Annotated in this window: 18 protein-coding genes; 14 read left to right on the top strand and 4 right to left on the bottom strand. The window is 69.1% G+C overall.

Annotation, left to right across the window (positions count from 1 at the left end; genetic code table 11):
- Positions 1-298 precede the first annotated feature (298 nt).
- Complete coding sequence (pcaF, locus tag V7Q42_RS18925; protein WP_333825744.1) at positions 299-1,501, top strand: 3-oxoadipyl-CoA thiolase; 1,203 nt, start codon at positions 299-301, stop codon at positions 1,499-1,501.
- A 74-nt stretch (positions 1,502-1,575) separates the two neighbouring features.
- Here pcaF and V7Q42_RS18920 read toward each other — a convergent pair whose 3' ends face one another.
- Complete coding sequence (locus tag V7Q42_RS18920) at positions 1,576-2,340, bottom strand: IclR family transcriptional regulator domain-containing protein (RefSeq protein WP_333825743.1); 765 nt, start codon at positions 2,338-2,340, stop codon at positions 1,576-1,578.
- A 311-nt stretch (positions 2,341-2,651) separates the two neighbouring features.
- On the opposite strand from V7Q42_RS18920, the gene V7Q42_RS18915 reads away from it, so the two are divergent.
- From V7Q42_RS18915 to V7Q42_RS18900, 4 genes are read left to right on the top strand one after another with little or no spacing between them, the layout of a single operon-like run.
- Positions 2,652-3,251 (top strand): 2-oxoacid:acceptor oxidoreductase family protein, encoded by a 600-nt coding sequence (locus V7Q42_RS18915; protein ID WP_333825741.1) that lies wholly within the window; start codon positions 2,652-2,654, stop codon positions 3,249-3,251.
- Positions 3,252-3,262: 11 nt separating this feature from the next.
- Positions 3,263-4,537: a pyruvate ferredoxin oxidoreductase gene (gene porA / locus V7Q42_RS18910; RefSeq protein WP_333825740.1), complete on the top strand. Its 1,275-nt coding sequence runs from the start codon at positions 3,263-3,265 to the stop codon at positions 4,535-4,537.
- Between the two features lie 3 nt (positions 4,538-4,540).
- Positions 4,541-5,581: a thiamine pyrophosphate-dependent enzyme gene (locus V7Q42_RS18905; RefSeq protein ID WP_333825737.1), complete on the top strand. Its 1,041-nt coding sequence runs from the start codon at positions 4,541-4,543 to the stop codon at positions 5,579-5,581.
- A 12-nt stretch (positions 5,582-5,593) separates the two neighbouring features.
- On the top strand, positions 5,594-7,219 hold the full coding sequence (locus tag V7Q42_RS18900) for an NAD(P)-binding protein (RefSeq protein WP_333825736.1): 1,626 nt from the start codon (positions 5,594-5,596) through the stop codon (positions 7,217-7,219).
- A gap of 161 nt (positions 7,220-7,380) precedes the next feature.
- Here V7Q42_RS18900 and V7Q42_RS18895 read toward each other — a convergent pair whose 3' ends face one another.
- Positions 7,381-8,361: an alpha/beta hydrolase gene (locus tag V7Q42_RS18895; protein WP_333825735.1), complete on the bottom strand. Its 981-nt coding sequence runs from the start codon at positions 8,359-8,361 to the stop codon at positions 7,381-7,383.
- Between the two features lie 169 nt (positions 8,362-8,530).
- Positions 8,531-9,271 (bottom strand): GntR family transcriptional regulator, encoded by a 741-nt coding sequence (locus V7Q42_RS18890; RefSeq protein ID WP_333825734.1) that lies wholly within the window; start codon positions 9,269-9,271, stop codon positions 8,531-8,533.
- A gap of 133 nt (positions 9,272-9,404) precedes the next feature.
- Here V7Q42_RS18890 and uxaC point away from each other — a divergent pair, with 133 nt between their 5' ends.
- From uxaC to V7Q42_RS18855, 7 genes are all read left to right on the top strand, one after another.
- On the top strand, positions 9,405-10,805 hold the full coding sequence (gene uxaC / locus V7Q42_RS18885) for a glucuronate isomerase (protein WP_333825733.1): 1,401 nt from the start codon (positions 9,405-9,407) through the stop codon (positions 10,803-10,805).
- 100 nt (positions 10,806-10,905) lie between these two features.
- Positions 10,906-12,096 (top strand): extracellular solute-binding protein, encoded by a 1,191-nt coding sequence (locus V7Q42_RS18880; RefSeq protein ID WP_333825731.1) that lies wholly within the window; start codon positions 10,906-10,908, stop codon positions 12,094-12,096.
- Between the two features lie 122 nt (positions 12,097-12,218).
- A complete protein-coding gene (locus V7Q42_RS18875) occupies positions 12,219-13,295 on the top strand; it encodes an ABC transporter ATP-binding protein (protein WP_333825730.1) in 1,077 nt (358 codons plus the stop codon).
- Positions 13,292-14,200 (top strand): ABC transporter permease, encoded by a 909-nt coding sequence (locus tag V7Q42_RS18870; RefSeq protein WP_333825729.1) that lies wholly within the window; start codon positions 13,292-13,294, stop codon positions 14,198-14,200. The genes V7Q42_RS18875 and V7Q42_RS18870 overlap by 4 nt, the downstream gene beginning before the upstream one ends.
- Positions 14,201-14,213: 13 nt before the next feature.
- Complete coding sequence (locus V7Q42_RS18865) at positions 14,214-15,053, top strand: ABC transporter permease (protein ID WP_442958237.1); 840 nt, start codon at positions 14,214-14,216, stop codon at positions 15,051-15,053.
- A gap of 91 nt (positions 15,054-15,144) precedes the next feature.
- Positions 15,145-16,626, top strand: a complete 1,482-nt coding sequence (locus V7Q42_RS18860; protein WP_333825727.1) for a mannitol dehydrogenase family protein — start codon at positions 15,145-15,147, stop codon at positions 16,624-16,626.
- Positions 16,623-18,122 (top strand): UxaA family hydrolase, encoded by a 1,500-nt coding sequence (locus V7Q42_RS18855; RefSeq protein WP_333825725.1) that lies wholly within the window; start codon positions 16,623-16,625, stop codon positions 18,120-18,122. Before V7Q42_RS18860 ends, V7Q42_RS18855 begins: the two co-directional genes overlap by 4 nt.
- A gap of 17 nt (positions 18,123-18,139) precedes the next feature.
- Here the strand turns inward: V7Q42_RS18855 and V7Q42_RS18850 are convergent, their stop codons facing one another.
- Complete coding sequence (locus tag V7Q42_RS18850; protein WP_333825723.1) at positions 18,140-18,850, bottom strand: FadR/GntR family transcriptional regulator; 711 nt, start codon at positions 18,848-18,850, stop codon at positions 18,140-18,142.
- A 194-nt stretch (positions 18,851-19,044) separates the two neighbouring features.
- Between V7Q42_RS18850 and V7Q42_RS18845 the strand changes: the two genes are divergently transcribed.
- Both V7Q42_RS18845 and V7Q42_RS18840 read left to right on the top strand, forming a co-directional pair.
- Complete coding sequence (locus tag V7Q42_RS18845) at positions 19,045-19,725, top strand: bifunctional 4-hydroxy-2-oxoglutarate aldolase/2-dehydro-3-deoxy-phosphogluconate aldolase (RefSeq protein WP_333825722.1); 681 nt, start codon at positions 19,045-19,047, stop codon at positions 19,723-19,725.
- Between the two features lies 1 nt (position 19,726).
- A complete protein-coding gene (locus V7Q42_RS18840) occupies positions 19,727-20,830 on the top strand; it encodes a sugar kinase (protein ID WP_333825720.1) in 1,104 nt (367 codons plus the stop codon).
- The last annotated feature ends 513 nt before the right edge of the window (positions 20,831-21,343 follow it).

The following is a 21,343-nucleotide window of genomic DNA, read 5'->3' as shown; positions in this document are numbered from 1 at the left end:
GTTATTCAGCGCCGTCCTAGTTCCAGTCCTAGTCAGCCGCCCAGCCGCCGGGCCGCTATGCCGCCGCGCCGCCGCGCCGCGCCGCGCCGGCTCGCCGCCTCGGATCCGGAGCCGCATGATCCGTACGTACGCATGTCGAACAACCGGCCGAAATTCGAACATCGTCGTTGTCGAACCCCCGGTCGATCGGAATGATCGCGGCGAGCGGGGCGGACGGCCCCGAGACCGACGACGGCCCGTCTGCGAGCGCTTCGCCTCGCGGACGCGCCGACCGAGGGGCGAAAGGGGAGAGGGCGGCATGGCCGAGGCCTTCATCTGCGACTACGTCCGCACACCGATCGGACGCTACGGCGGCGCGCTCTCCGGCGTCCGCACCGACGATCTCGGCGCGGTGCCGCTGAAGGCGTTGCTCGATCGCCATCCCGGCCTCGACTTCGCCGCGGTCGACGACGTGATCTACGGCTGCGCCAATCAGGCGGGCGAGGACAACCGCAACGTCGCGCGCATGTGTTCGCTGCTCGCCGGCCTGCCGATCTCCGTCTCGGGGACGACGGTCAACCGCCTCTGCGGCTCCGGCATGGACGCGGTGATCATGGCGGCCCGCGCCATCCGCGCCGGCGAGGCCGATCTGATGATCGCCGGCGGCGTCGAGAGCATGTCGCGCGCCCCCTTCGTGATGCCCAAGGCGGAGAGCCCCTTCTCGCGCGCCGCCGAGATCCACGACACCACCATCGGTTGGCGCTTCGTCAATCCCGTGATGAAGGCGCAGTACGGCATCGATTCGATGCCCGAGACCGCCGAGAACGTCGCCGACGATTTCTCGATCTCCCGCACCGATCAGGACCTCTTCGCCCTACGCTCGCAGGAAAAGGCCGCCGCCGCGCAAGCAAACGGCCGCTTCGGCCGCGAGATCGTCCCCGTCGTCATCCCCCGCCGCAAGGGAGATCCGATCGTCGTCGACCGTGACGAGCACCCGCGCGCCACCACTCTGGACGTGCTCGCCGGCCTGCCGACGCCGTTCCGCAAGGGCGGTTCGGTCACCGCCGGCAACGCATCGGGCGTCAACGACGGCGCCGCCGCGCTGATCGTCGCCTCCGAGGCGGCGGCGGCGAAGCACGGCCTCACCCCGATCGCCCGCGTCGCCGGCGGCGCCACCGCCGGCGTGCCGCCGCGCATCATGGGGATCGGACCGGCGCCGGCGTCGAAGAAGCTCCTCGCCCGCCTCGGGCTCACCGCCGACGATCTCGCGGTGATCGAGCTCAACGAGGCCTTCGCCGCCCAGGGCCTCGCCACCCTGCGCGATCTCGGCATCGCCGACGACGATCCGCGGGTCAACCGCAACGGCGGCGCCATCGCGCTGGGCCATCCGCTCGGCATGTCGGGGGCCCGCATCACCGGCACCGCGGCGCTCGAACTCGGCCTCGTCGGCGGGCGCTGGTCGCTCTCCACCATGTGCATCGGCGTCGGCCAGGGCATCGCGGTGGCGTTGGAACGGGTATGAAACCGAACTCACGGAGTTTCGGCCCGTTCGAGACTTCGTGAGTCCTGGGTGATGCGAGGAGGTCGCGGCGCCGGTCAGCGCGCCGCGCCCATGGCGATCTGGGCCGCCGCCCGCTTCAGATGCGGCAGGAAGGTCGCCACCATTTCTTGCGAGCCGATGCGGCCGGCCTGGGCCGAGATGTTGATCGCGAGCCGCGCGTTGGCCGGTCGGCCCGGGATGGCGACGGCGATCGAGCGTACGCCGACCTCGAGTTCCTCCGACACCACCGCATAGCCCTGCTCGCGGATCTCGGCGAGCCGAGCGCGCAGCGCCTCGCGGCTGGTCAGCGTCCGCTCGGTGAGCTTCTCGAGCTTCGATTCCTTCATGAACCGGTCGAATTCGTTCTGGCTCAGTTGCGCCAGGATCGCCTGTCCCATCGAGGTGGCGTGGGCGGGCAGGCGGGTGCCGACGGCGAGGCCGATGGTCATCAGCCGGTGGCGCGCCGGCGAGCGGGCGACATAGATGATGTCCGGTCCGTCGAGAGTGGCGGCCGAGGCCGATTCGCCGAGCTCCCGCGTCAGATCCTGCAGGATGTCGCGCACCGTCTCGAGTTCGGTCATGCCGGAGATGTAGGCGTTGCCGAGTTCGAGGACGCGGGCGGTGAGTTCGAAGTGCTTGCCGTCGGAGCGCGCGTAGCCCTCCTCCACCAGGGTGTGCAGGAAGCGACGGGCGCCGGCACGGGTCATGCCCGTTCGCGCCGCGACCTCGGTGATCGTCTGGCGGCGTGCGTCGACGCCGAAGGAGCGGATGACGTCGAGCCCCTTGGCGAAGGAGGCGACGGTCTCGATGCGGGCGGGCATGGCTTCGTCCGTATGGCGAACACTTCGTTCGAAAACGTACACGGTGAAAGACGCCTGTCCAGACCGAGCCGATCGGATACCATCGAAAATGCGGGAGATTCGCCGACGGCCGTGTTCGACCCCGAATCGTCGCGCGGCGAAAGCCGCGGGCGGAGGGGTGTTCGCATCGCGAACGCGACATTTCTCTCGTGGATCAAGGGATCGCACGGTAACCGCCGTTGAGAAATCTCAATGTCTCGGACTGTCGTGAGGACGAAGGTGTCGCGCGTCGAAATGCGCCGATTCCGAAGAACACCGGAGGAAACCGTTCCATGTTCGAAGTCCGCGTCCACGGACGTGGTGGTCAAGGTGTGGTGACCGCCGCCGAGATGTTGTCGGTCGCAGCGTTCCAGGAGGGGCGCCACGCCCAGGCCTTTCCGAGCTTCGGCTCGGAGCGCACCGGTGCGCCCGTCGTCGCCTTCTGCCGCATCGCCGACCGCGAGATCCGCCTGCGCGAACCGGTCACCGAGCCGGATTGCCTGATCGTCCAGGATCCGACCCTGTTCAAGGTGGTCGACGTCTTCGCCGGCCTGAAGCCGAAGGGCTTCCTCATCGTCAACAGCCACAAGAGCTTCGCCGAACTGGAGATCGAGGAGGTCGCCCGCCGCCTGCCGCCCGGCCATGCGGTGACGGTGCCGGCGAGCGACATCGCCAAGCGCCATGTCGGCCGACCCCTGCCCAACGCCGCCCTCCTCGGCGCCTTCGCCGCGCTGACCGAACTCGTCCGCTTCGACAGCGTCCGCCACGCCATCGAGGAGGCTTTCCCGGGCCGCATCGGCGCCGTCAACATCGCCGCGGCGGAAGAAGCCCACGTCCACGTCGTCGCCACCGAACACGCCGCCGGCGTCGGCGACCACGCCGCCACTCTCTGAGGAAGACGTCGATGCTGAAACAGATCGAAGGCTCCAAGGCGATGGCCGAAGGCATCGCCCTGTGTCGCCCCGAGGTGATCTGCGCCTATCCGATCACGCCGCAGACCCACATCGTCGAGGGCCTCGGTGACCTGGTGAAGGACGGCAGCCTCACGAATTGCGAGTTCATCAACGTCGAGAGCGAGTTCGCCGCCCTGTCGGTGGCCATCGGCGCCTCGGCCGCCGGTGCACGCGCCTACACCGCCACCGCCTCGCAGGGCCTGCTGTTCATGATGGAAGCGGTCTACAACGCCGCCGGCCTCGGCCTGCCGATCGTCATGACGCTCGGCAACCGCGCCATCGGTGCGCCGATCAACATCTGGAACGACCATTCCGACGCCATGGCGGTGCGCGACGCCGGCTGGCTCCAGCTCTTCGCCGAGACCAACCAGGAGGCGGTCGATCTCCACATCCAGGCCTTCCGCATCGCCGAGGAACTGTCGATGCCGGTGATGGTCAACGTCGACGGCTTCATCCTCACCCATGCGGTGGAGCGGGTCGACATCCCCGACCAGGACAACGTCGACGCCTTCCTGCCGTCCTACGAGCCGGTCCAGGTGCTCGATCCCGACGAGCCCGCCTCGATCGGCGCCATGGTCGGCCCCGAGGCCTTCACCGAGGTGAAGTACCTCGCCCACTACAAGCAGACCCAGGCGCTCCGGTTGATCACCAAGGTCGCCGGCGAGTACCGCACCCGTTTCGGACGCGACTCCGGCGGCCTCGTCCGCACCTATCGCACCCAGGACGCCGAGACCATCGTCGTCGCCATGGGCTCGGTCTGCGGCACCATCAAGGACACGATCGACGAGATGCGCGACGAGGGCTACCCGATCGGCCTCGTCACCATCGTCTCCTACCGGCCCTTCCCCTCCGCCGCGCTGAGGAATGCGCTCGCCGGCGCCAAGGACATCGTCGTCGTGGAGAAGGCGATCTCGGTCGGCATGGGCGGACCGCTCGCCATCGACGTCGACGAGGCGCTGCGCAATCTGCCGCATGCACCACAGCTGCATTCGGCGGTCGCCGGCCTCGGCGGTCGGCCGATTCTCAAGGCGTCGCTCCATCGGCTCTTCCGCGAGGCGGTGGTGCAGCCCTGGGAGGGCACCCAGTTCCTCGACCTCAACGTCCGCGTCGTCGGCCGCGAGATCCACCGCTCCGCCAAGACCCGTCGCTCCGGCCCCACCGCCGAAGCGCTGCTGCGCCAACTGGCGGCCGAAGAGCGCGACAGCGCCGAGAAGGGGAGGCTCTGAACCATGGCCGAATTCACCCCCGAGAGCGCCGGGCCGGACGACGCCCAGAAGCTGCGCTACTACCAGAAGGGCACCTTCACCGTCGGCAACCGCCTCGTCGACGCCGATGCCCGCACCGTCCAGGCCTCCGAGGAGCGCTCCAACGCGCTGACCTGCGGCCACCGCGCCTGTCAGGGCTGCGGCGAAGCGCTCGGCGCCCGCTATGCCCTCGACGCGGCGATGCGCGCCACCAACGGCAAGCTGATCGCCGTCAACGCCACCGGCTGCCTCGAGGTCTTCACCACGCCCTATCCCGAGACGTCCTGGCAGCTGCCGTGGATGCACTCGCTCTTCGGCAATGCCGCGGCGGTCGCCACCGGCGTCGCGGCGGCGCTCAGGGTCAAGGGCAAGAAGGAGGTCCGCGTCGTCGCCCAGGGCGGTGACGGCGGTACCACCGACATCGGTTTCCAGTGCCTGTCGGGCATGTTCGAGCGCAACGACGACGTGCTCTACATCTGCTACGACAACGAAGGCTACATGAACACCGGCGTGCAGCGTTCCTCCGCGACGCCGCCCGCCGCCCGCACCGCGACCACGCCGGCGGCCGGCGACGAGCCCGGCAACGTCTTCGGGACGGGTAAGTTCGTGCCCCGCATCGCGGTCGCCCACCGCATCCCCTACGTCGCCACCGCGACCGTCGCCGATCTCCACGATCTCGAGCGCAAGGTCGCCAAGGCGATGTCGATCCGCGGCGCCCGCTATCTGCAGATCGACGTGCCCTGTCCGCTCGGCTGGGGCGCCGCCTCGCACGACACCATCCGTCTGGCGCGGCTCGCCGTCGAGACCGGCTTCTATCCGATCTTCGAGGCCGAGCACGGCAAGGTCACGCGGGTCCGCAAGATCCGCAAGCCGCGCCCGGTGACCGACTATCTGCGCCTGCAGAAACGCTTCGCCCATCTCTTCCGAGACGGGCACGAAGATCCGCGCGTCACCCGCCTGCAGGCGATGTGCGACGCCAACATCGAGGAATACGGGCTCGTCGGCGACGACGAGACCAGCGGCTGACGGAGGACACCCATGGCCCACCCCTTCGCCATCACGCTCGACCCCGGCTCGTCGCTCGCCAACCGCACCGGCTCCTGGCGCAGCATCCGGCCGGAATACGTCCACCGCCTGCCGCCGTGCAACGACGCCTGTCCCGCCGGCGAGGACATCCAGGGCTGGCTCGCCAAGGCCGAGGCCGGCGACTACGAGGGCGCCTGGCGGGCACTGACCGTCAACAATCCGCTGCCCGCCATCATGGGCCGCGTCTGCTATCACCCCTGCGAGAACGCCTGTAATCGCAAGGCGATCGACGCTTCGGTCGGCATCAACTCGGTCGAGCGTTTCCTCGGCGATCTGGCGCTGGAGAAGGGTTGGGCCTTCGACAAGCCGGCCGAGGAGACGGGCAAGAAGGTGCTGGTCATCGGCGCCGGCCCCTCGGGCCTGTCCGCCGCCTACCACCTGCGCCGCTTCGGCCACGCCGTCACCATCCGCGAAGCCGGGCCGCTGCCCGGCGGCATGATGCGCTTCGGCATCCCGAAGTATCGCCTGCCGCGCGACGTGCTCGACGGCGAGGTGGCGCGCATCGTCGCCATGGGGGTGGAGATCGTCTACGACGCCAAGGTCGACGACATCCTCGCCGCCATGCGCGAGGGTGGTTTCGACGCCGCCTTCCTGGCTGTCGGCGCCCACATCGCCAAGCGCGCCTACATCCCCGCCGGCGAGGCGGCCAAGGTGCTCGACGCGGTGCAGGTGCTGCGCTCGATGGAGGGTGAGGACAAGCCGCTGCTCGGTCGCCGCGTCGTCGTCTACGGCGGCGGCAACACCGCCATCGACGTCGCCCGCACCGCCAAGCGTCTCGGTGCCGAAGAGGCCCTCATCGTCTATCGCCGCACCCGCGACCACATGCCGGCGCACGACTTCGAGGTCGAAGAGGCGCTCGAAGAAGGCGTGATGATGAAGTGGCTGTCGACGATCAAGAACGTCGAGGCCGGCTCCATCACCGTCGAGAAGATGGCACTCGACGACAAGGGGTTCCCGCAGCCGACCGGTGAGATCGAGACGCTCGAGGCGGATTCGGTCGTACTCGCGCTCGGTCAGGACGTCGATCTGTCGCTGCTCGAAGGGGTGCCGGGGCTCGAGATCCAGAAGGGTGTCGTCCAGGTCGGCCCGGACATGATGACCGGTGCGCCCGGCATCTTCGCCGGCGGCGACATGGTGCCGTCGGAGCGCACCGTCACGGTCGGCGTCGGCCACGGCAAACAGGCGGCGCGCCACATCGACGCCTGGCTGCGCGGCGAGACCTGGGACCCGGGTCCGCGCCACGAGCTCGCCGGCTTCGACAAGCTCAACCCGTGGTACTACGGCGAAGCCCCGGCGACGGTGCGCCCGGTTCTCGAAATCGCCCGCCGCACCTCCACCTTCGAGGAGGTCGTCCAGGGCCTCGACGAGACCAATGCGCTCTTCGAAGCCCGCCGCTGCCTCTCCTGCGGCAACTGCTTCGAATGCGACAACTGCTACGGCGTCTGCCCCGACAACGCGGTGAAGAAGCTCGGCCCCGGCCGCGGCTTCGAGTTCGACTACGAATACTGCAAGGGCTGTGGCGTCTGCGCCCAGGAATGCCCCTGCGGCGCCATCGCCATGGTGCCCGAGGAGAAGTGAGGCGGCGTGGCGCGCGCCTCACCTGCTTGGGGTAGAAAGAGCGCAGCGAATTCCACCGGCCGAGCCCGAAGGGAACGCCGCACGCCACCACTCGGGTCGCCGGTGCGATTCGCTGCGCTCTTTCCGCCCTACCGGCCCCATCGCATCGCGCCGCAGCGCCATCACCGCGACGTCACCTCGTCGAGGAACGCCGCCGCCGCGGCGAGCGTCTCCATCGCGGCGGGGAGGCGCTTGGCGAAACGCAGGTAGCCGTGCACGACGCCCGATGTCACTCGAAGCCGATGCGGGGCGCCGATCGCCGCGAGTTTCGCCGCGAGACGCAGCGTGTCGTCCCTGAGACAATCGTGGCTCGCCGCGTCGAGGAAGAGTGGCGCGAGGCCGTGGAGATCGGCGCGAAGCGGCGCCGCGAGACCGGGATCGCCGGCGCGCCCCCCCAAGTGGTTCGCCCAGTACCAGCGCATCCGCTCGGTGGAGAGCAGGAAGTTCTCGTCGCGCCCGAAGGCGCGGTGGCTCGCCGTATCGAAGTCGGGCGCCAGGCAGCCGTAGAAGATGAGGCCCGCGGCCGGGTTCGGCAGACCCGCCTCGCGCCGCACGAGGAGCAACGCCAGAACCGTCTGTGCCCCGGCGGAATCGCCGGCGACGGTGATCCGCGACGCCGCGATCGGCACACCGATGCCGCCCGCCTCGAGGAAGGCGAAGGCAGCCGCCGCATCCTCGACCGGGGCGGGGAAGGGGTGCTCCGGCGCCAGCCGGTAATCGATCGACAGCACCGGACGCCGGCTCGCCGACGCCAACCGGCGCGTGAGCCCGTCGTGGGTGTCGACCGACCCGAAGGTCCATCCGCCGCCGTGGGCGTAGAGGATGGCCCCGTCCGCCGGCGCGCCCTCGGGGGCGAAGAGCCGCGCCCGCATCGCGCCCCACGGGGTCGGCACGGCGAGCGTCTCGACCCGCGCGCAAGGGAGAGGCGGATCGTTCCACGCCGCCGCCGCCATCTCCACCGCGCGGCGTTGCCGGTCGAGCGGCGTCGTCGCCGGATCGAGGCGGGGCAGTGCCGCCGCTTCCCGCAGGATCTCGGCGATCACCGGATCGAGCGGCGGCGGTGCGGAGGCATCGTTCGTCGCCTCGGGGAAGGTCTCGTCCATCGCGGCTCACCGGTTCGAGGAGGGGACGTCGTCGCGCCGTGCGTCGGTCTCGCGCAGGAGGATAGAGCGCGGTCGTCGACCCGTCGACGTCGCCCCGTCGTCGAGATCCCGTCGTCGGGAGTCGTTCGCAACCATTTCGATCGAAGGGGGAAACCGCGCTGTGCCGATATCAGCCGCCGGCGGCGCGCCGCGCGACGCCGGCATCGCCGGCTTCGGCGTGTCCCTCGAAGAGGTCCGGCCAGCGGGCCGCGATCTTCGGCAAGGAGACGAGGATCTCGGTCAGATGCACGCGCATGGCGGTCTCCGCCGCGCGCTCGTCACCGCCGTCGACCGCCGCGAGGATGGCGAGATGCTGCGCCATCACCGTCTTCATCGGGATGGCGTCGCTCATGTCGAGGTAGCGGACGCGATCCATCTGCGCCTTCTGCTCCTCCACCACGCGCCAGGAGTTGGGTCGCCCCGCCGCCGCGGCGAGGCGCTGATGGAATTCTTCGTCGAGGGCGAAGAAGCGCTCCGTGTCGCCGCCCGCCATCGCCTCGGCGGCATCTTCGAGGCAGGCCCTGACGTCGGCCAGGGCCCGAGCGTCGCCGCGTCGCGCCGCCTCGCGCGCCACCGCGCACTCGATCGCCTCGCGGATGAATCGAGCATCCTCGACCGCCTCGATCGAGATCTTCACCACCATGGTGCCGCGCTGCGGCAGCACCCGCACCAGCCCCGATTCGGCCAGCTTGATGAAAGCCTCGCGCACCGGCTGCCGCGACACGCCGAAGCGCCGCGCCAGATCCTGCTCGGAGAGCTTCTCACCGGGCCGGATCCGCATCGTCACGATGGCGTGACGCAACCAGTCCACCAATCGACGGGCGATCGGTTCGGCTGACGTGGCCATCTCGGGGAGGGTGACGAGGTCCATGATTCACAGACTATCACACGAGTTTTCCCTTGCGAAGGAAAAACTTCCATACTAGTCTTCATATCGATCGAAGGACCCGCCCCGCCGGGTCCGCGCCCGACCGCCGATCCAGCGAGAAAAAGACGCCTCCGAGATGCTTCATCCCGACCGCCTGTTCCCCGCAGATCCCGCGACGAGGGCCGTCGCCCGCCGGCTCTACGAGCGCGTCCGCGACCTGCCGATCGTCTCTCCGCACGGCCACACCGATCCGCGATGGTTCGCCACCGACGAGCCCTTCGCCGACCCGGCGACCCTCTTCGTCGTGCCCGACCACTACGTCTTCCGCATGTTGATGAGCCAGGGTGTCCGCCTCGAGGATCTCGGCGTACCACGCCGCGACGGCGGCCCGGTCGAGACCGACGGCCGCAGGATCTGGCGGCTGTTCTGCTCGAACTGGAAGCTCTTCCGCGGCACCCCGTCGCGAATGTGGCTCTCCCACGCCTTCGAGACCCTGTTCGGTATCACCGAGGCGCCTTCGGCCGAGAACGCCGACCGGCTCTACGACCGCATCGACGACTGCCTGAAGCAGCCGGAGTTCCGTCCCCGCGCCCTCTTCGAACGGATGAACATCGAGGTTCTCGCCACCACCGAGAGCCCGCTCGACGATCTTGCCCATCACGCCGCCATCCGCGCCTCCGGTTGGAAGGGACGGGTGATCACCGCCTATCGCCCCGACCCGGTGGTCGACCCGGAAGCCCGTGGTTTCCTCGACAACCTCGATCGGTTCGCGGCGATCGCCGACGTCGACATCGGCACCTTCGAGAGCTACCTCGAGGCGCATCGCCGCCGCCGCGCCTTCTTCAAGGCGAGGGGCGCCACCTCCACCGACCACGGCCACCCGACCGCGGCCACCGCCGACCTGTCGAAGGTCGAGGCCGAGGCGCTGTGGACCAAGGTCCGCCGCGGCGCCGCGAGCCCGGCCGAGGCCGAGCTGTTCCGCGCCCAGATGCTGACCGAGATGGCGAAGATGAGTCTCGACGACGGGCTCGTCATGCAGATCCACCCCGGTGCCTGGCGCAATCACAACGCCGCCCTCTTCGAGGCCTTCGGCTCCGACAAGGGCGCCGACATCCCCACCCGCACCGACTATGTCGGCGCGCTGAAGCCGCTGCTCGACCGCTTCGGCAACGAACGCGGCCTCTCGGTGATCCTCTTCACCCTCGACGAGACCACCTATTCGCGCGAACTGGCGCCGCTCGCCGGCCACTATCCGATCCTCAGGCTCGGCCCGGCGTGGTGGTTCCACGACAGCCCCGAGGGCATGCGGCGCTATCGCGAGCAGGTGACCGAGACCGCCGGCTTCTACAACACCGTCGGCTTCAACGACGACACCCGCGCCTTCCCCTCGATCCCGGCTCGCCACGACGTGTCGCGCCGCATCGACTGCGGCTTCCTCGCCGAACTCGTCGTCACCCACCGGCTCGACGAGGACGAGGCGCTCGATCTCGCTCGCGAACTGGCGCACGATCTCGCCGCAGCGGCCTATCGGCTGTGACGGCGCGCCCCGGCGCGACGCGCGCCGAGGCCGACCAACGCTCATCCGCCGGGCGTCGACAGCGGCGGACGATGAAGACGAAAACAATAGGGAGAGCCTCATGTCCGATCATTCGCTGTCTCGACGCAGCTTCCTCGTGGCCACCGGCGGTCTCGCCGGTCTGGCGGCGAGCGGCGCCCCCGTGTTCGCGGCCCTGGCGAAGCCCGCCTCGCCCGTCACCCTCAACGTCGTCGACGTCGCCGGCAATCTGGCCCTGACCCAGAAGGCGATCGACAACTACCGCAAGGCCAAGCCCGACTGGGTCTCTAGGATCACCTTCTCCAAGGCGCCGGCGCCCGAACTGCCCGGCAAGCTCAAGGCCCAGCAGGACGCCAATTCGGTCGACATCGATCTGGTGCTCACCGGCACCGACGCGCTGGCCGCCGGCATCGATCAGAAGCTGTGGGTCGAGCTGATGCCGGCGCATGCCGCCGACCTGCCGAAGCTGCAGGACATCTATCTGCCGCCGGCCTGGGCCATGCAGAGCCTCGCCCAGGGCCAGGGCGTCGTCGTCACCTACTACCCCTCCGGCCCGCTCTTCGAATATGCGCCGGAACGGGTGAAGACCGTGCCGAAGACCGCCGAGGAACTCCTCGCCTGGGCCAAGGCCAATCCGAAGCGCTTCATGTATGCCCGGCCGGCCAACTCCGGCCCCGGCCGCACCTTCTTGATGGGCCTGCCCTACATCCTCGGCGATGCCGATCCGATGGATCCGATCAAGGGCTGGGACAAGACCTGGGCCTATCTGAAGGAACTCGGCGAGACCATCGAGAGCTATCCGACCGGCACCACGCCGACGATGAAGGCGCTCGGCGAAGGCTCGGTCGACATGATCGCCTCGACCACCGGCTGGGACATCAATCCGCGCGTCCTCGGCGTCGTGCCGAAGTCGGCGGAAGTCTTCGCCGTCAAGGGCTTCAAGTGGGTCACCGATGCCCACTACATGTGCATCCCCAAGGGCGTGAAGCCGGAGAAGCTCGCGGTCGTGCTCGACCTCATGAACTTCCTGCTGATGCCCGAACAGCAGGCCTACGCCTACGACGAGGGCTACTTCTATCCCGGCCCGGCGGTGAAGAACGTGCCGTTGTCGATGGCGCCGAAGGAGAGCCAGGACGCGCTGAAGGAATTCGGCCGTCCCGCCTACGACAAGCTCATCGCCGACAATCCGACCGTCCTGCCGCTGCCGGCGGACAAGATGGTCGCCGCGTTCCGCAAGTGGGACGAGGAAGTCGGATCGCGCAAGGGTAAGTGATCGGCGTCGCCCCGCCGCCTCACCCTCTCGCTGCTCCCCCGCGGACCCGCGGCCGCGGGGGAGCCCCACTCGCGCGGCCGGTTCCGCTCCACGGCCGCCATCATCGGAGCCGAGTGCCCACCATGACCGTCGCGACGACGAAGTTCGAAACCCTTCGCCTCGAGGACATGAGCCGTGACTTCGGCACGTTCAACGCCCTGAAAGGCCTGAACCTGACCATCCGTCGCGGCGAGTTCATCGCTCTCCTCGGCCCCTCCGGTTGCGGCAAGACCACGGCACTCAACTGCATCGCCGGCCTGCTCGACGTCACCGGCGGCCGCATCATGCTCGACGACACCCGCATCGACACGCTGCGGCCGGAGGAACGCGGCTTCGGCATGGTGTTCCAGAACTACGCCCTGTTCCCGCACATGAGCGTGCGCCGGAACGTCGGCTTCGGCCTCAAGATGCGCGGCGTGCCCAAGGCGGAGATCGCCGCGCGCGTCGACGCGGTGCTGGCCACCGTGCGGCTGTCCAGTCAGGCCGACAAGCTGCCCGGCCAGCTCTCCGGCGGTCAGCAGCAGCGCGTCGCCATCGCCCGCGCCATCGTCATCGAGCCGCCGCTGGTGTTGATGGACGAGCCGCTCTCCAACCTCGACGCCAAGCTGCGCCTCGAGATGCGCGGCGAGATCCGCCGCATCCATCAGTCGCTCGGCTCGACCACCATCTACGTCACCCACGACCAGGAAGAGGCGCTGTCGCTGGCCGACCGCATCGTCGTCATCCGCGAGGGCGTCATCCGTCAGGTCGGCACGCCGGCCGAGCTCTACGCCTCGCCCGCCCATCTCGACGTCGCCGACTTCATGGGCTTCCGCAACCGCGTGCCCGGCAAGGTGATCGCCCGCGACGGCGACCTCGTCACCCTCGACGTCGGCGACGGCGCCCGCCTGATCGGCCACGCCCGCGACGGCGTGCGCGACGGCGCCGTCGGCATCGCCATGGCGCGCCCCGACGACCTCGCGCCGACCGACGCGGCGTCGGGCATCCCGGCGACGATCGAGACCATCGAGTATCGCGGCCGCGAGTACCACGGCCTCGCCCGCACCGCCGGCGGCCTCGAGGTGTTCTTCTCCGCCCCCTCCGCCCACCCGGTTGGCGATCTCGTCCGTCTCGGCGCCGATCCCGATCGCGTGCTCGTCTATCCGGAGGAGAAGCCGTGACCGCCGCCTCTTCCGCCGCCCGCGATAGCGGCCCGACGCTCGCCCAACGCCTCAGGATCCGCGGTCTCGACGGCGTGACGCTGCTCGTCGTCCCCTGCGTGCTCCTGGCGATCGCCCTCTTCGTCTACCCGTTCTTCTACGGCCTGTGGCTGTCGTTCCAGCCCAAGAACGGCGGCGCCGCGCTCACCAACTACCAGCGCTTCTTCACCGAGCCCTTCCTGTCCAAGACGATCTGGACGACGTTGCGCCTCGCCCTGCCGGTGACGTTGCTCAATCTCTTCCTCGCCGTGCCGATCGCCTTTCGGGTGCGGCTGATGAAGCGCCAGCGCCTCCTCACCACCATCCTGGTTCTGCCGATCACCCTCGGCACCGTGCTGATCGCCGAAGGCATGCTGTTCTACTTCGGACCGCAGGGCTGGCTCACCCGCACCCTGATGTGGCTCGGGGTGATCTCTCAGCCGCTGCACGTGGTGCACACCTACTGGGGCGTGTTCCTGTCGCTGGTGATCGCCATCTTCCCCTTCACCTTCCTCTTGACGCTGTCCTACGTCACCGGCATCGATCCCTCGCTCGAACAGGCGGCGGCCACGCTCGGCGCCTCGCCGGCGGCGCGGTTCCGCGAGATCTTCCTGCCGCTGTTGCTGCCGGGGCTGGCCATCACCTTCTGCCTGAGCTTCGTCCAGGCCTTCTCGGTACTGCCCTCGGCGGTGCTGGTCGGTGACCCGGCCAATACGACGCGGGTCATCTCGATCGCCGCCTATCAGGCCGCCTTCGAGGAATACGACTACTCGCTCGCCTCGGCGATCGCGATGATCATGGGCGCCGTCCAGCTCATGGTCGTGGTGGTCGTGCTCGGTGGACGCACCCTGCTCTATCGCGGCCCCGTCGCCGCGGCCAAGGGTTGAGGAGGCGGCCATGATCGTGTCTCGAACCCCGCTCTCCACCCGCCTGTGGGCCGCCGCCATCTGGGTGCTGGTCGGCTTCTTCGTCCTCAACCTCGCCGGCCTCATCGGCTCGGTCGTGACCTCGTCCTTCGCCACCCGTTGGCTCGGCACGTGGCTGCCCGCCGGCTTCACCACCAAGTGGTACTTCGCCGCCTGGGACGAGTTCCAACTCGGCGACGTGCTGTGGGTCACCTTCCAGGTGGTCGGCTCGGTGGTGGCGCTCGCCGGCCTGTTCGGCGTGCCGGCGGCCTATGCGCTGGCGCGTCGCGACTTCCCCGGCAAGAAGGCGGTCCTCCTGCTTCTCCTGCTGCCGCTGCTGGTCCCGCCGGTGACCTACGGCATCCCGCTCGCCACCGTGCTCTACAAATCCGGTCTCGGTGGCTCGCTCGCCGGCGTCATCCTGGCCAATCTGGTGCCGACGGTGCCCTTCGTCGTGCTGGTGATGATCCCCTTCATCGAACAGATCGACCCGCGCATCGAGTCCGCCGCCCGCGTCTTCGGCGCCAATACGCTGAAGGTCTTCATCTACGTGCTGGTGCCGATCCTGTTGCCGGGCGTTCTCGCCGCGCTGCTGCTGGTACTGGTCAGGACCATCGCCATGTTCGAACTGACCTTCCTGGTCGCCGGTCCCGGCTCGCAGACCCTGGTGGTGGCGCTCTACTATGCCGTCTTCGCCGCCGGCGTCCGCGCCGTCCAGTCGATCGACGCCATGGCCGTCATCTACATGGTGACGACGCTGGTCTGGCTGATCATCGCCCTGCGCTTCGTCAACCCGACCCAGATCGTCGCCCGCGCCAAGCGGTCGAACACCTGAGGCTCCGGCGCTCCGCGGCTCGCGGAGCGCTCGACCTCTCGGCCCCGCCGGTCCGACGGATCCGGCGGTCGCACCACCTTCGGGACACATCATGGATCGTCTCTGCCAAGCCACCCTCGATCGTCTTCCCGCCTCGGTGGAGCGGTTCGGCTACGACCGGAGGACCCTCGCCACCGGCATCGTCCATCTCGGCATCGGCGCCTTCCACCGCGCCCATCAGGCGGTCTACACCGACGCGATCCTGGCGCAGGATCCCGCCTGGGGCATCCTCGGCGTCTCCCTGCGCTCCCCCGACACGCGCGATGCGTTGGCGCCGCAGGACGGGCTCTACACCGTTTCCGCCGTCGACGGCTCCGGCGCCCGCCGCCGGGTGATCGGCGCTTCGACCGGACTGATGGTGGCGCCGGAGGATCCCGCCCTCCTCGTCCGCCGCCTCGCCGAGCCGGGGGTGCGCATCGTCTCCACCACCGTCACCGAGAAGGGCTACAGCCACGACCCGGCGACCGGCCGCCTGCGCGAAGACGACCCCGACATCCGCCACGATCTCGAAAACCTCGATCGGCCGAAGACCACCCTCGGGGTGATCGTCGCCGGCCTGAAGGCCCGCCGCGCCGCCGGGCTCCGCCCGTTCACGGTGCTCGCCTGCGACAATCTCCCGTCGAACGGCCACACCCTCGGCGGCCTCGTCCGCCGTTTCGCCGAACTCGCCGATGCCGATCTCGGCCGCTGGGTCGCCGGCGAGGTGCGCTTCCCCTCCACCATGGTCGACCGCATCGTGCCGGCGACCACCGACGCCGATCGGGCGGCGGTCGCCGCAGCGCTCGGCCTCGAGGATGCCTGGCCGATCATGACCGAGCCCTTCACCCAATGGGTGGTCGAGGACGACTTCTCCCTCGGGCGTCCCGCCTGGGAGACGGTCGGTGTCGAGTTCGTGGCCGATGTCGCCCCCTACGAGTTGATGAAGCTGCGCATGCTCAACGGCTCGCACTCGACGCTCGCCTATCTCGGCTATCTGATGGGCCACGAGACCGTCGCCGCCGCCATGGGCGAGCCGGCGCTCGCCGCGCTGATCGAAGGGCTGATGGCCCACGAGAGCGCCCCGACGCTGCCTCCGCTCGCGACCGATCTCGCGATCTATCGCGCCGATCTCCTCGCCCGCTTCCGCAATCCGGCGCTGAAGCACCGCACCTGGCAGATCGCCATGGACGGGTCGCAGAAGCTGCCGCAGCGCCTGCTCGGCACCATCCGCGACCGGCTGAACGCCGGCCTCCCGATCGATCGTGCCGCCCTCGGCGTCGCCGCCTGGATGCGCTACGTCACCGGCGTCGACGAGAAGGGCGCGGCGATCGACGTGCGCGATCCGTTGGCCGCGCGCCTGCGCGCCATCGCCGATGCCGCCGGACCGGTCGCTTCCCGTCTCGCCCCGGCGCTCGTCGGCGTCGGCGAGATCTTCGGCGCCGACCTGCCCGCCGACCGGCGCTTCACGAGCGCCGTCGAGTCGGCGCTCGACCGGCTCTATCGCCTCGGCGCCAAAGCGACGGTCGAGGCGACGGTGAAGGAGACCGCGGGATGACTGCGCCGGGCGTGGTGGTGCTGGCCGCCGACGACGACGTGGGCGTGGCGATCCGCGCGCTCTCGCCCGGCGACGCCGTCACCGCGAAAGTCGTCGCCGTCGAGCCCGTCCCCGCCGGCCACAAGGTGGCGCTGAAGCCGATCGCCCGCGGAACGGCGGTGATGAAATATGCCCAACCGATCGGCGAGGCGCTCGCCGACATCGCCGCCGGCGCCCACGTCCACTCCGAGAACCTCGGTTTCGCCTCCGGGACCGAGCGCCGCGCCGTCGCCCAGACCGCCCGTCCGCTGCCCGATCCCGGCCCCGCCACCTTCCGCGGCTACCGCCGCGCCGACCGCCGCGTCGGCACCCGCAACTTCATCGGCATCGTCGCCTCGGTGAACTGCTCGGTCACCGTCGTTCGCCGCATCGCCGAGGAGGCGAACCGCACCCTTCTGCCGCGATGGCCCGGCATCGACGGCTTCGTGCCGATCGTCCACGGCCAGGGCTGTGGCATGTCGACCGGCGGCGACGGCCCGGCGATCCTCCGGCGCACCCTCGCCGGCTATCTGGCACACCCGAACTTCGCGGCATCGCTGTTGATCGGGCTGGGCTGCGAGGTCAACCAGATCGCCCTCTACGCCAAGGCGGGGCCCGGCGCGGCGATCACCGGCTTCGACATCCAGGACGTCGGCGGCTCGCGCTCGGCGGTCGAAAAGGCGCTGACGCTGCTCGCGCCCATGGCCGAAGCCGCGTCGCGGGCGATCCGCGAGGAGGTGCCGGCCTCGGAACTCGTGGTCGGCCTGCAGTGCGGCGGCTCCGACGGCTTCTCCGGCATCACCGCCAACCCGGCGCTGGGCGCGGCGATGGATCGCCTCGCCGCCGCCGGCGGCACGGCGATCCTCTCCGAGACGCCGGAGATCTACGGCGCCGAACATCTCCTGACCGCCCGCGCCGAACCCGAGATCGCGGCCAAACTCCAGGCTCGGCTCGACTGGTGGAAGGCCTATGTCGCCTCGACCGGTGCCTCGCTCGACAACAATCCGTCCCCCGGCAACAAGCGCGGCGGGTTGACCACCATCCTCGAGAAGTCGCTCGGTGCCGTCGCCAAGGGTGGCCGCAGTCGGCTGGTCGATGTGGTGCGCTACGCCGAGAAGGTGACGGCCCGCGGCCTCGTCTTCATGGACACCCCCGGCTACGACCCGGTCTCGGCGACCGGGCAGGTCGCCGGCGGCGCCAATGTCGTGGTCTTCACCACCGGCCGCGGCTCCTGCTTCGGCTGTCGGCCGACCCCGTCGATCAAAGTGGCGTCGAACTCCGATCTCGCTCGCCGCATGGCCGAGGACATGGACATCGACGCCGGCCGCATCCTCGACGGCGTGGTCAGCGTCGACGACGTCGGCGCCGAGATCTACGCCCGCATCCTGGCGGTCGCCTCGGGCGAGAAGACGAAGAGCGAAGCCTTCGGCTACGGCGACGACGAATTCGTCCCCTGGCACATCGGCGCGGTGCTGTGACCCGCCCGGCGCGCGCTTCAGGCGGCGATTCCCATCCGCGTCATCGCCGCGGCGATGTGGTCGTGCATCAGCGCCGCCGCGCGCGCCTCGTCGCGATCCTCGATCGCCGCGACGATGGCGCGATGTTCGTCGATGACGTCGTGGACGCGGCCGTGTTCGGTGATCGCCCGCACGCCCTGATAGGAGGCGTTGCGCAGCGCCGCCTCGAGCGATTCGACCACGTGGAAGATCAGCCGGTTGCCGCTCGCCTCGGCGATGGCGAGATGGAAGGCGGAGTCGTGTCGGGCGAAGGCCGCGGCCTCGTCGACCGCCGCCTCCATCCGACCGACCAGCGCCTTCAGCACCGCGAGGTGGAGATCGCTGCGGTTGCGGGCGGCGAGCGCCGCGGCGCGGATCTCGATGCCGGTCCGGACCTCCATCACCTCGCGCACCGAGTCGTCGACGATCTGCAGAGCGCGGCGGAAGAAGATCCTGAGCACCTCGCCGTCGAGATCGCGGATCACCGCCTTCTTGCCGTTGGCGATGTCGATGATGCCGAGCGCCTTCAGGGCATTGAGCGCCTCGCGCACCACCGGTCGGCTCACCCCCAGGCTCTCCGCCAACACCGCCACCGAGGGCAGCGAGGTGCCCGGTTCGAGGCCGCGCGTCACGATCCGGTCGAGCAACACTTCGACCGTGCGTTCGGTGAGCGAGCCGTGCTCGAGCGGGGTGAGATCGAAGGCCGTCATGGCCGAAGAGTGCCAGAAATCCACGACCCGAACAACCTATCTGATAGGTTGACAGGTAGCCGATCGAGTGGGACCATGCGCATGGTTCCGACGACGGTGGGCGCGAGGATGCGTCCGCACACCCGTGGCGCCGTCGACGACGGCCGCGCCCGACGGTCGGTGAGATCTCCGTCGAAAAGACCGCAAGAAAGAGGATGTCCGCGATGAGACACGACCGCATGTCGGTATTGGCGGCGATGATCGACCAGGGCGTGATCCCGGTCTTCTATCATCCCGATGTCGAGCTCTGTAAGAACGTCATCCAGGCCTGCGCCGACGGTGGCGCCAAGGCGATCGAGTTCACCAACCGCGGCGACTTCGCGCCCCACGTCTTCCTCGAGGTCGCCCGTCACTTCGCGGCCGCCGACCCCTCGGTGATCATGGGCGTCGGTTCGGTGGTCGATGCGCCGACCGCCGGGATCTACATCGCCAACGGCGCCAAGTTCGTCGTCGGCCCGCTCCTCAATCCCGACGTCGCCAAGGTCTGCAACCGCCGCAAGATCCCCTATTCGCCCGGCTGCGGCTCGGCGACCGAGATCGGCTACGCCGAAGAGCTGGGCGTCGAGATCGTCAAGATCTTCCCCGGCTCGTCGGTCGGCGGTCCGGATTTCGTCAAGAACATGCTCGGCCCCTGCCCGTGGACCAAGATCATGCCGACCGGCGGCGTCGATCCGACCGAGGAATCGCTCACCAAGTGGTTCAAGGCCGGCATCGTCTGCGCCGGCATGGGCTCGAAGCTGATCACCAAGGAGATGCTCGACGCCAGGGACTTCGCCGGCATCGAGAAGAAGGTCCGCGACACCATCGCGATGATCCGCACCATTCGGGGGAAGTGAGATGAGCGAGATCCTGACCATCCGCAAGCCGGAAGAGTGCAAGTGGGACTGTGTCTCGCTCGGCGAGGTGATGCTGCGCCTCGACCCCGGCTTCGGCCGGGTGCGTACCACCCGCACCTTCCAGGTGTGGGAAGGCGGCGGCGAGTACAACGTCGCCCGCGCCATGCGCAAATGCTGGGGCAAACGCTCGTCGGTCGTCACCGCGCTGCCGATCAACGACGTCGGTTGGCTGGTCGAAGACCTGATCTGCCAAGGCGGGGTCGACACCTCCCACATCATCTGGCGCGAGTTCGACGGCATCGGCCGCAACACCCGCGTCGGCCTGAACTTCACCGAGAAGGGCTACGGTCCGCGCGCCGCGCTCGGCTGCAACGACCGCGGCCACTCCGCCGCCTCGCAGATCAGGCCCGGCGAAGTGGACTGGGACAGGCTCTTCGGGGAAGAGGGCGTCCGCTGGTTCCACACCGGCGGCATCTTCGCCGCGCTCGCCCCCAACACCTCCGAGGTGGTGATCGAGGCGGTCACCGCGGCCAAGAAGTACGGCACCATCGTCTCCTACGACCTCAACTACCGTGGCCAGCTGTGGAAGAGCCAGGGCGGCAAGGACGCGGCGCAGCGGGTCAATCGCGAGATCGCCCACCACGTCGACGTCATGCTCGGCAACGAGGAGGACTTCACCGCCTGTCTCGGCTTCGAGGTCGAAGGCCTCGACGAGCACATCTCCAAGATCGACCCGGCCAACTTCAAGAAGATGATCGAAACCGCGGTCGCGGCCTATCCGAACTTCAAGGTGGCGGCCACCACGCTCCGCAACGCCAAGACCGCGTCGGTCAACGACTGGGGCGCCATCCTCTGGGCCGGCGGCGCCTTCTACGAGGCGCCGATGCGCGAGAACCTCGAGATCTACGACCGCGTCGGCGGCGGCGACGGCTTCGCCTCGGGCCTCGCCTACGGCTTCCTGATGGACAAGGGCCCGCAGGCCGCGGTGGAATACGGCGCCGCCCACGGCGCCCTCGCCATGACCACCCCCGGCGATACCTCGATGGTCAACGTCAAGGAGGTCGAGGCGATCATGAAGGGCAAGGGCGCCCGGGTCATCCGCTGAGATCGGTTGTCCCGCCCGATGCTCACGCACTCGGCCGTCATCCCCGGCCGGAGCAAAGCGGAGGGGAAGGGGATCCATCGGCCTCTCAACCCGTTGAAAGGCCATTGGATCCCCTTCCCTCGCTTCGCTCGCCGGGGATGACGGCTTCTGTCGTTCGGGAGCGCGGACCTCGTCGGGGAGTGTCTGGCAATGAGCCCTGATACCAGTCTTGCGAAGTTCTGACCGTTTTCCGGGCGGTTCGGTTTCGAAGGTCGGTGCTCCGACGTCCCCTCTCCCCTCGTGGGGGAGGGAGAGGGAGAGGGAGAGGGAGAGGGGTATACGACCTGTCCTCGAACTCTTGCACTTGCGGAGTCTTCCGGAGTGACCGCTCTCTCCGTCTCTCCCCCACAAGGGGGGAGAGGACCGGATGCGAGGGCCTTCGGTGGGCCCACGCCGATCGAGTCGAAAATTCGTGAGCGCGGTATGATGAGACCTGTGCGCGGTTGGACCATCATGTTGATTTGATGCGTTTAA

The organism is Pinisolibacter sp., assembly GCF_036782435.1.
Classification (GTDB): Bacteria; Pseudomonadota; Alphaproteobacteria; order Rhizobiales; family Ancalomicrobiaceae; genus CALBKH01.
This window is presented reverse-complemented; position numbering and strand designations above follow the sequence as displayed.

Coding starts and splice junctions, on each gene's coding strand:
- pcaF (WP_333825744.1), top strand. CDS start 299: ATGGCCGAGGCCTTCATCTGCGACTACGTCCGCACACCGATCGGACGC.
- V7Q42_RS18920 (WP_333825743.1), bottom strand. CDS start 2,340: ATGCCCGCCCGCATCGAGACCGTCGCCTCCTTCGCCAAGGGGCTCGAC.
- V7Q42_RS18915 (WP_333825741.1), top strand. CDS start 2,652: ATGTTCGAAGTCCGCGTCCACGGACGTGGTGGTCAAGGTGTGGTGACC.
- porA (WP_333825740.1), top strand. CDS start 3,263: ATGCTGAAACAGATCGAAGGCTCCAAGGCGATGGCCGAAGGCATCGCC.
- V7Q42_RS18905 (WP_333825737.1), top strand. CDS start 4,541: ATGGCCGAATTCACCCCCGAGAGCGCCGGGCCGGACGACGCCCAGAAG.
- V7Q42_RS18900 (WP_333825736.1), top strand. CDS start 5,594: ATGGCCCACCCCTTCGCCATCACGCTCGACCCCGGCTCGTCGCTCGCC.
- V7Q42_RS18895 (WP_333825735.1), bottom strand. CDS start 8,361: ATGGACGAGACCTTCCCCGAGGCGACGAACGATGCCTCCGCACCGCCG.
- V7Q42_RS18890 (WP_333825734.1), bottom strand. CDS start 9,271: ATGGACCTCGTCACCCTCCCCGAGATGGCCACGTCAGCCGAACCGATC.
- uxaC (WP_333825733.1), top strand. CDS start 9,405: ATGCTTCATCCCGACCGCCTGTTCCCCGCAGATCCCGCGACGAGGGCC.
- V7Q42_RS18880 (WP_333825731.1), top strand. CDS start 10,906: ATGTCCGATCATTCGCTGTCTCGACGCAGCTTCCTCGTGGCCACCGGC.
- V7Q42_RS18875 (WP_333825730.1), top strand. CDS start 12,219: ATGACCGTCGCGACGACGAAGTTCGAAACCCTTCGCCTCGAGGACATG.
- V7Q42_RS18860 (WP_333825727.1), top strand. CDS start 15,145: ATGGATCGTCTCTGCCAAGCCACCCTCGATCGTCTTCCCGCCTCGGTG.
- V7Q42_RS18855 (WP_333825725.1), top strand. CDS start 16,623: ATGACTGCGCCGGGCGTGGTGGTGCTGGCCGCCGACGACGACGTGGGC.
- V7Q42_RS18850 (WP_333825723.1), bottom strand. CDS start 18,850: ATGACGGCCTTCGATCTCACCCCGCTCGAGCACGGCTCGCTCACCGAA.
- V7Q42_RS18845 (WP_333825722.1), top strand. CDS start 19,045: ATGTCCGCGATGAGACACGACCGCATGTCGGTATTGGCGGCGATGATC.
- V7Q42_RS18840 (WP_333825720.1), top strand. CDS start 19,727: ATGAGCGAGATCCTGACCATCCGCAAGCCGGAAGAGTGCAAGTGGGAC.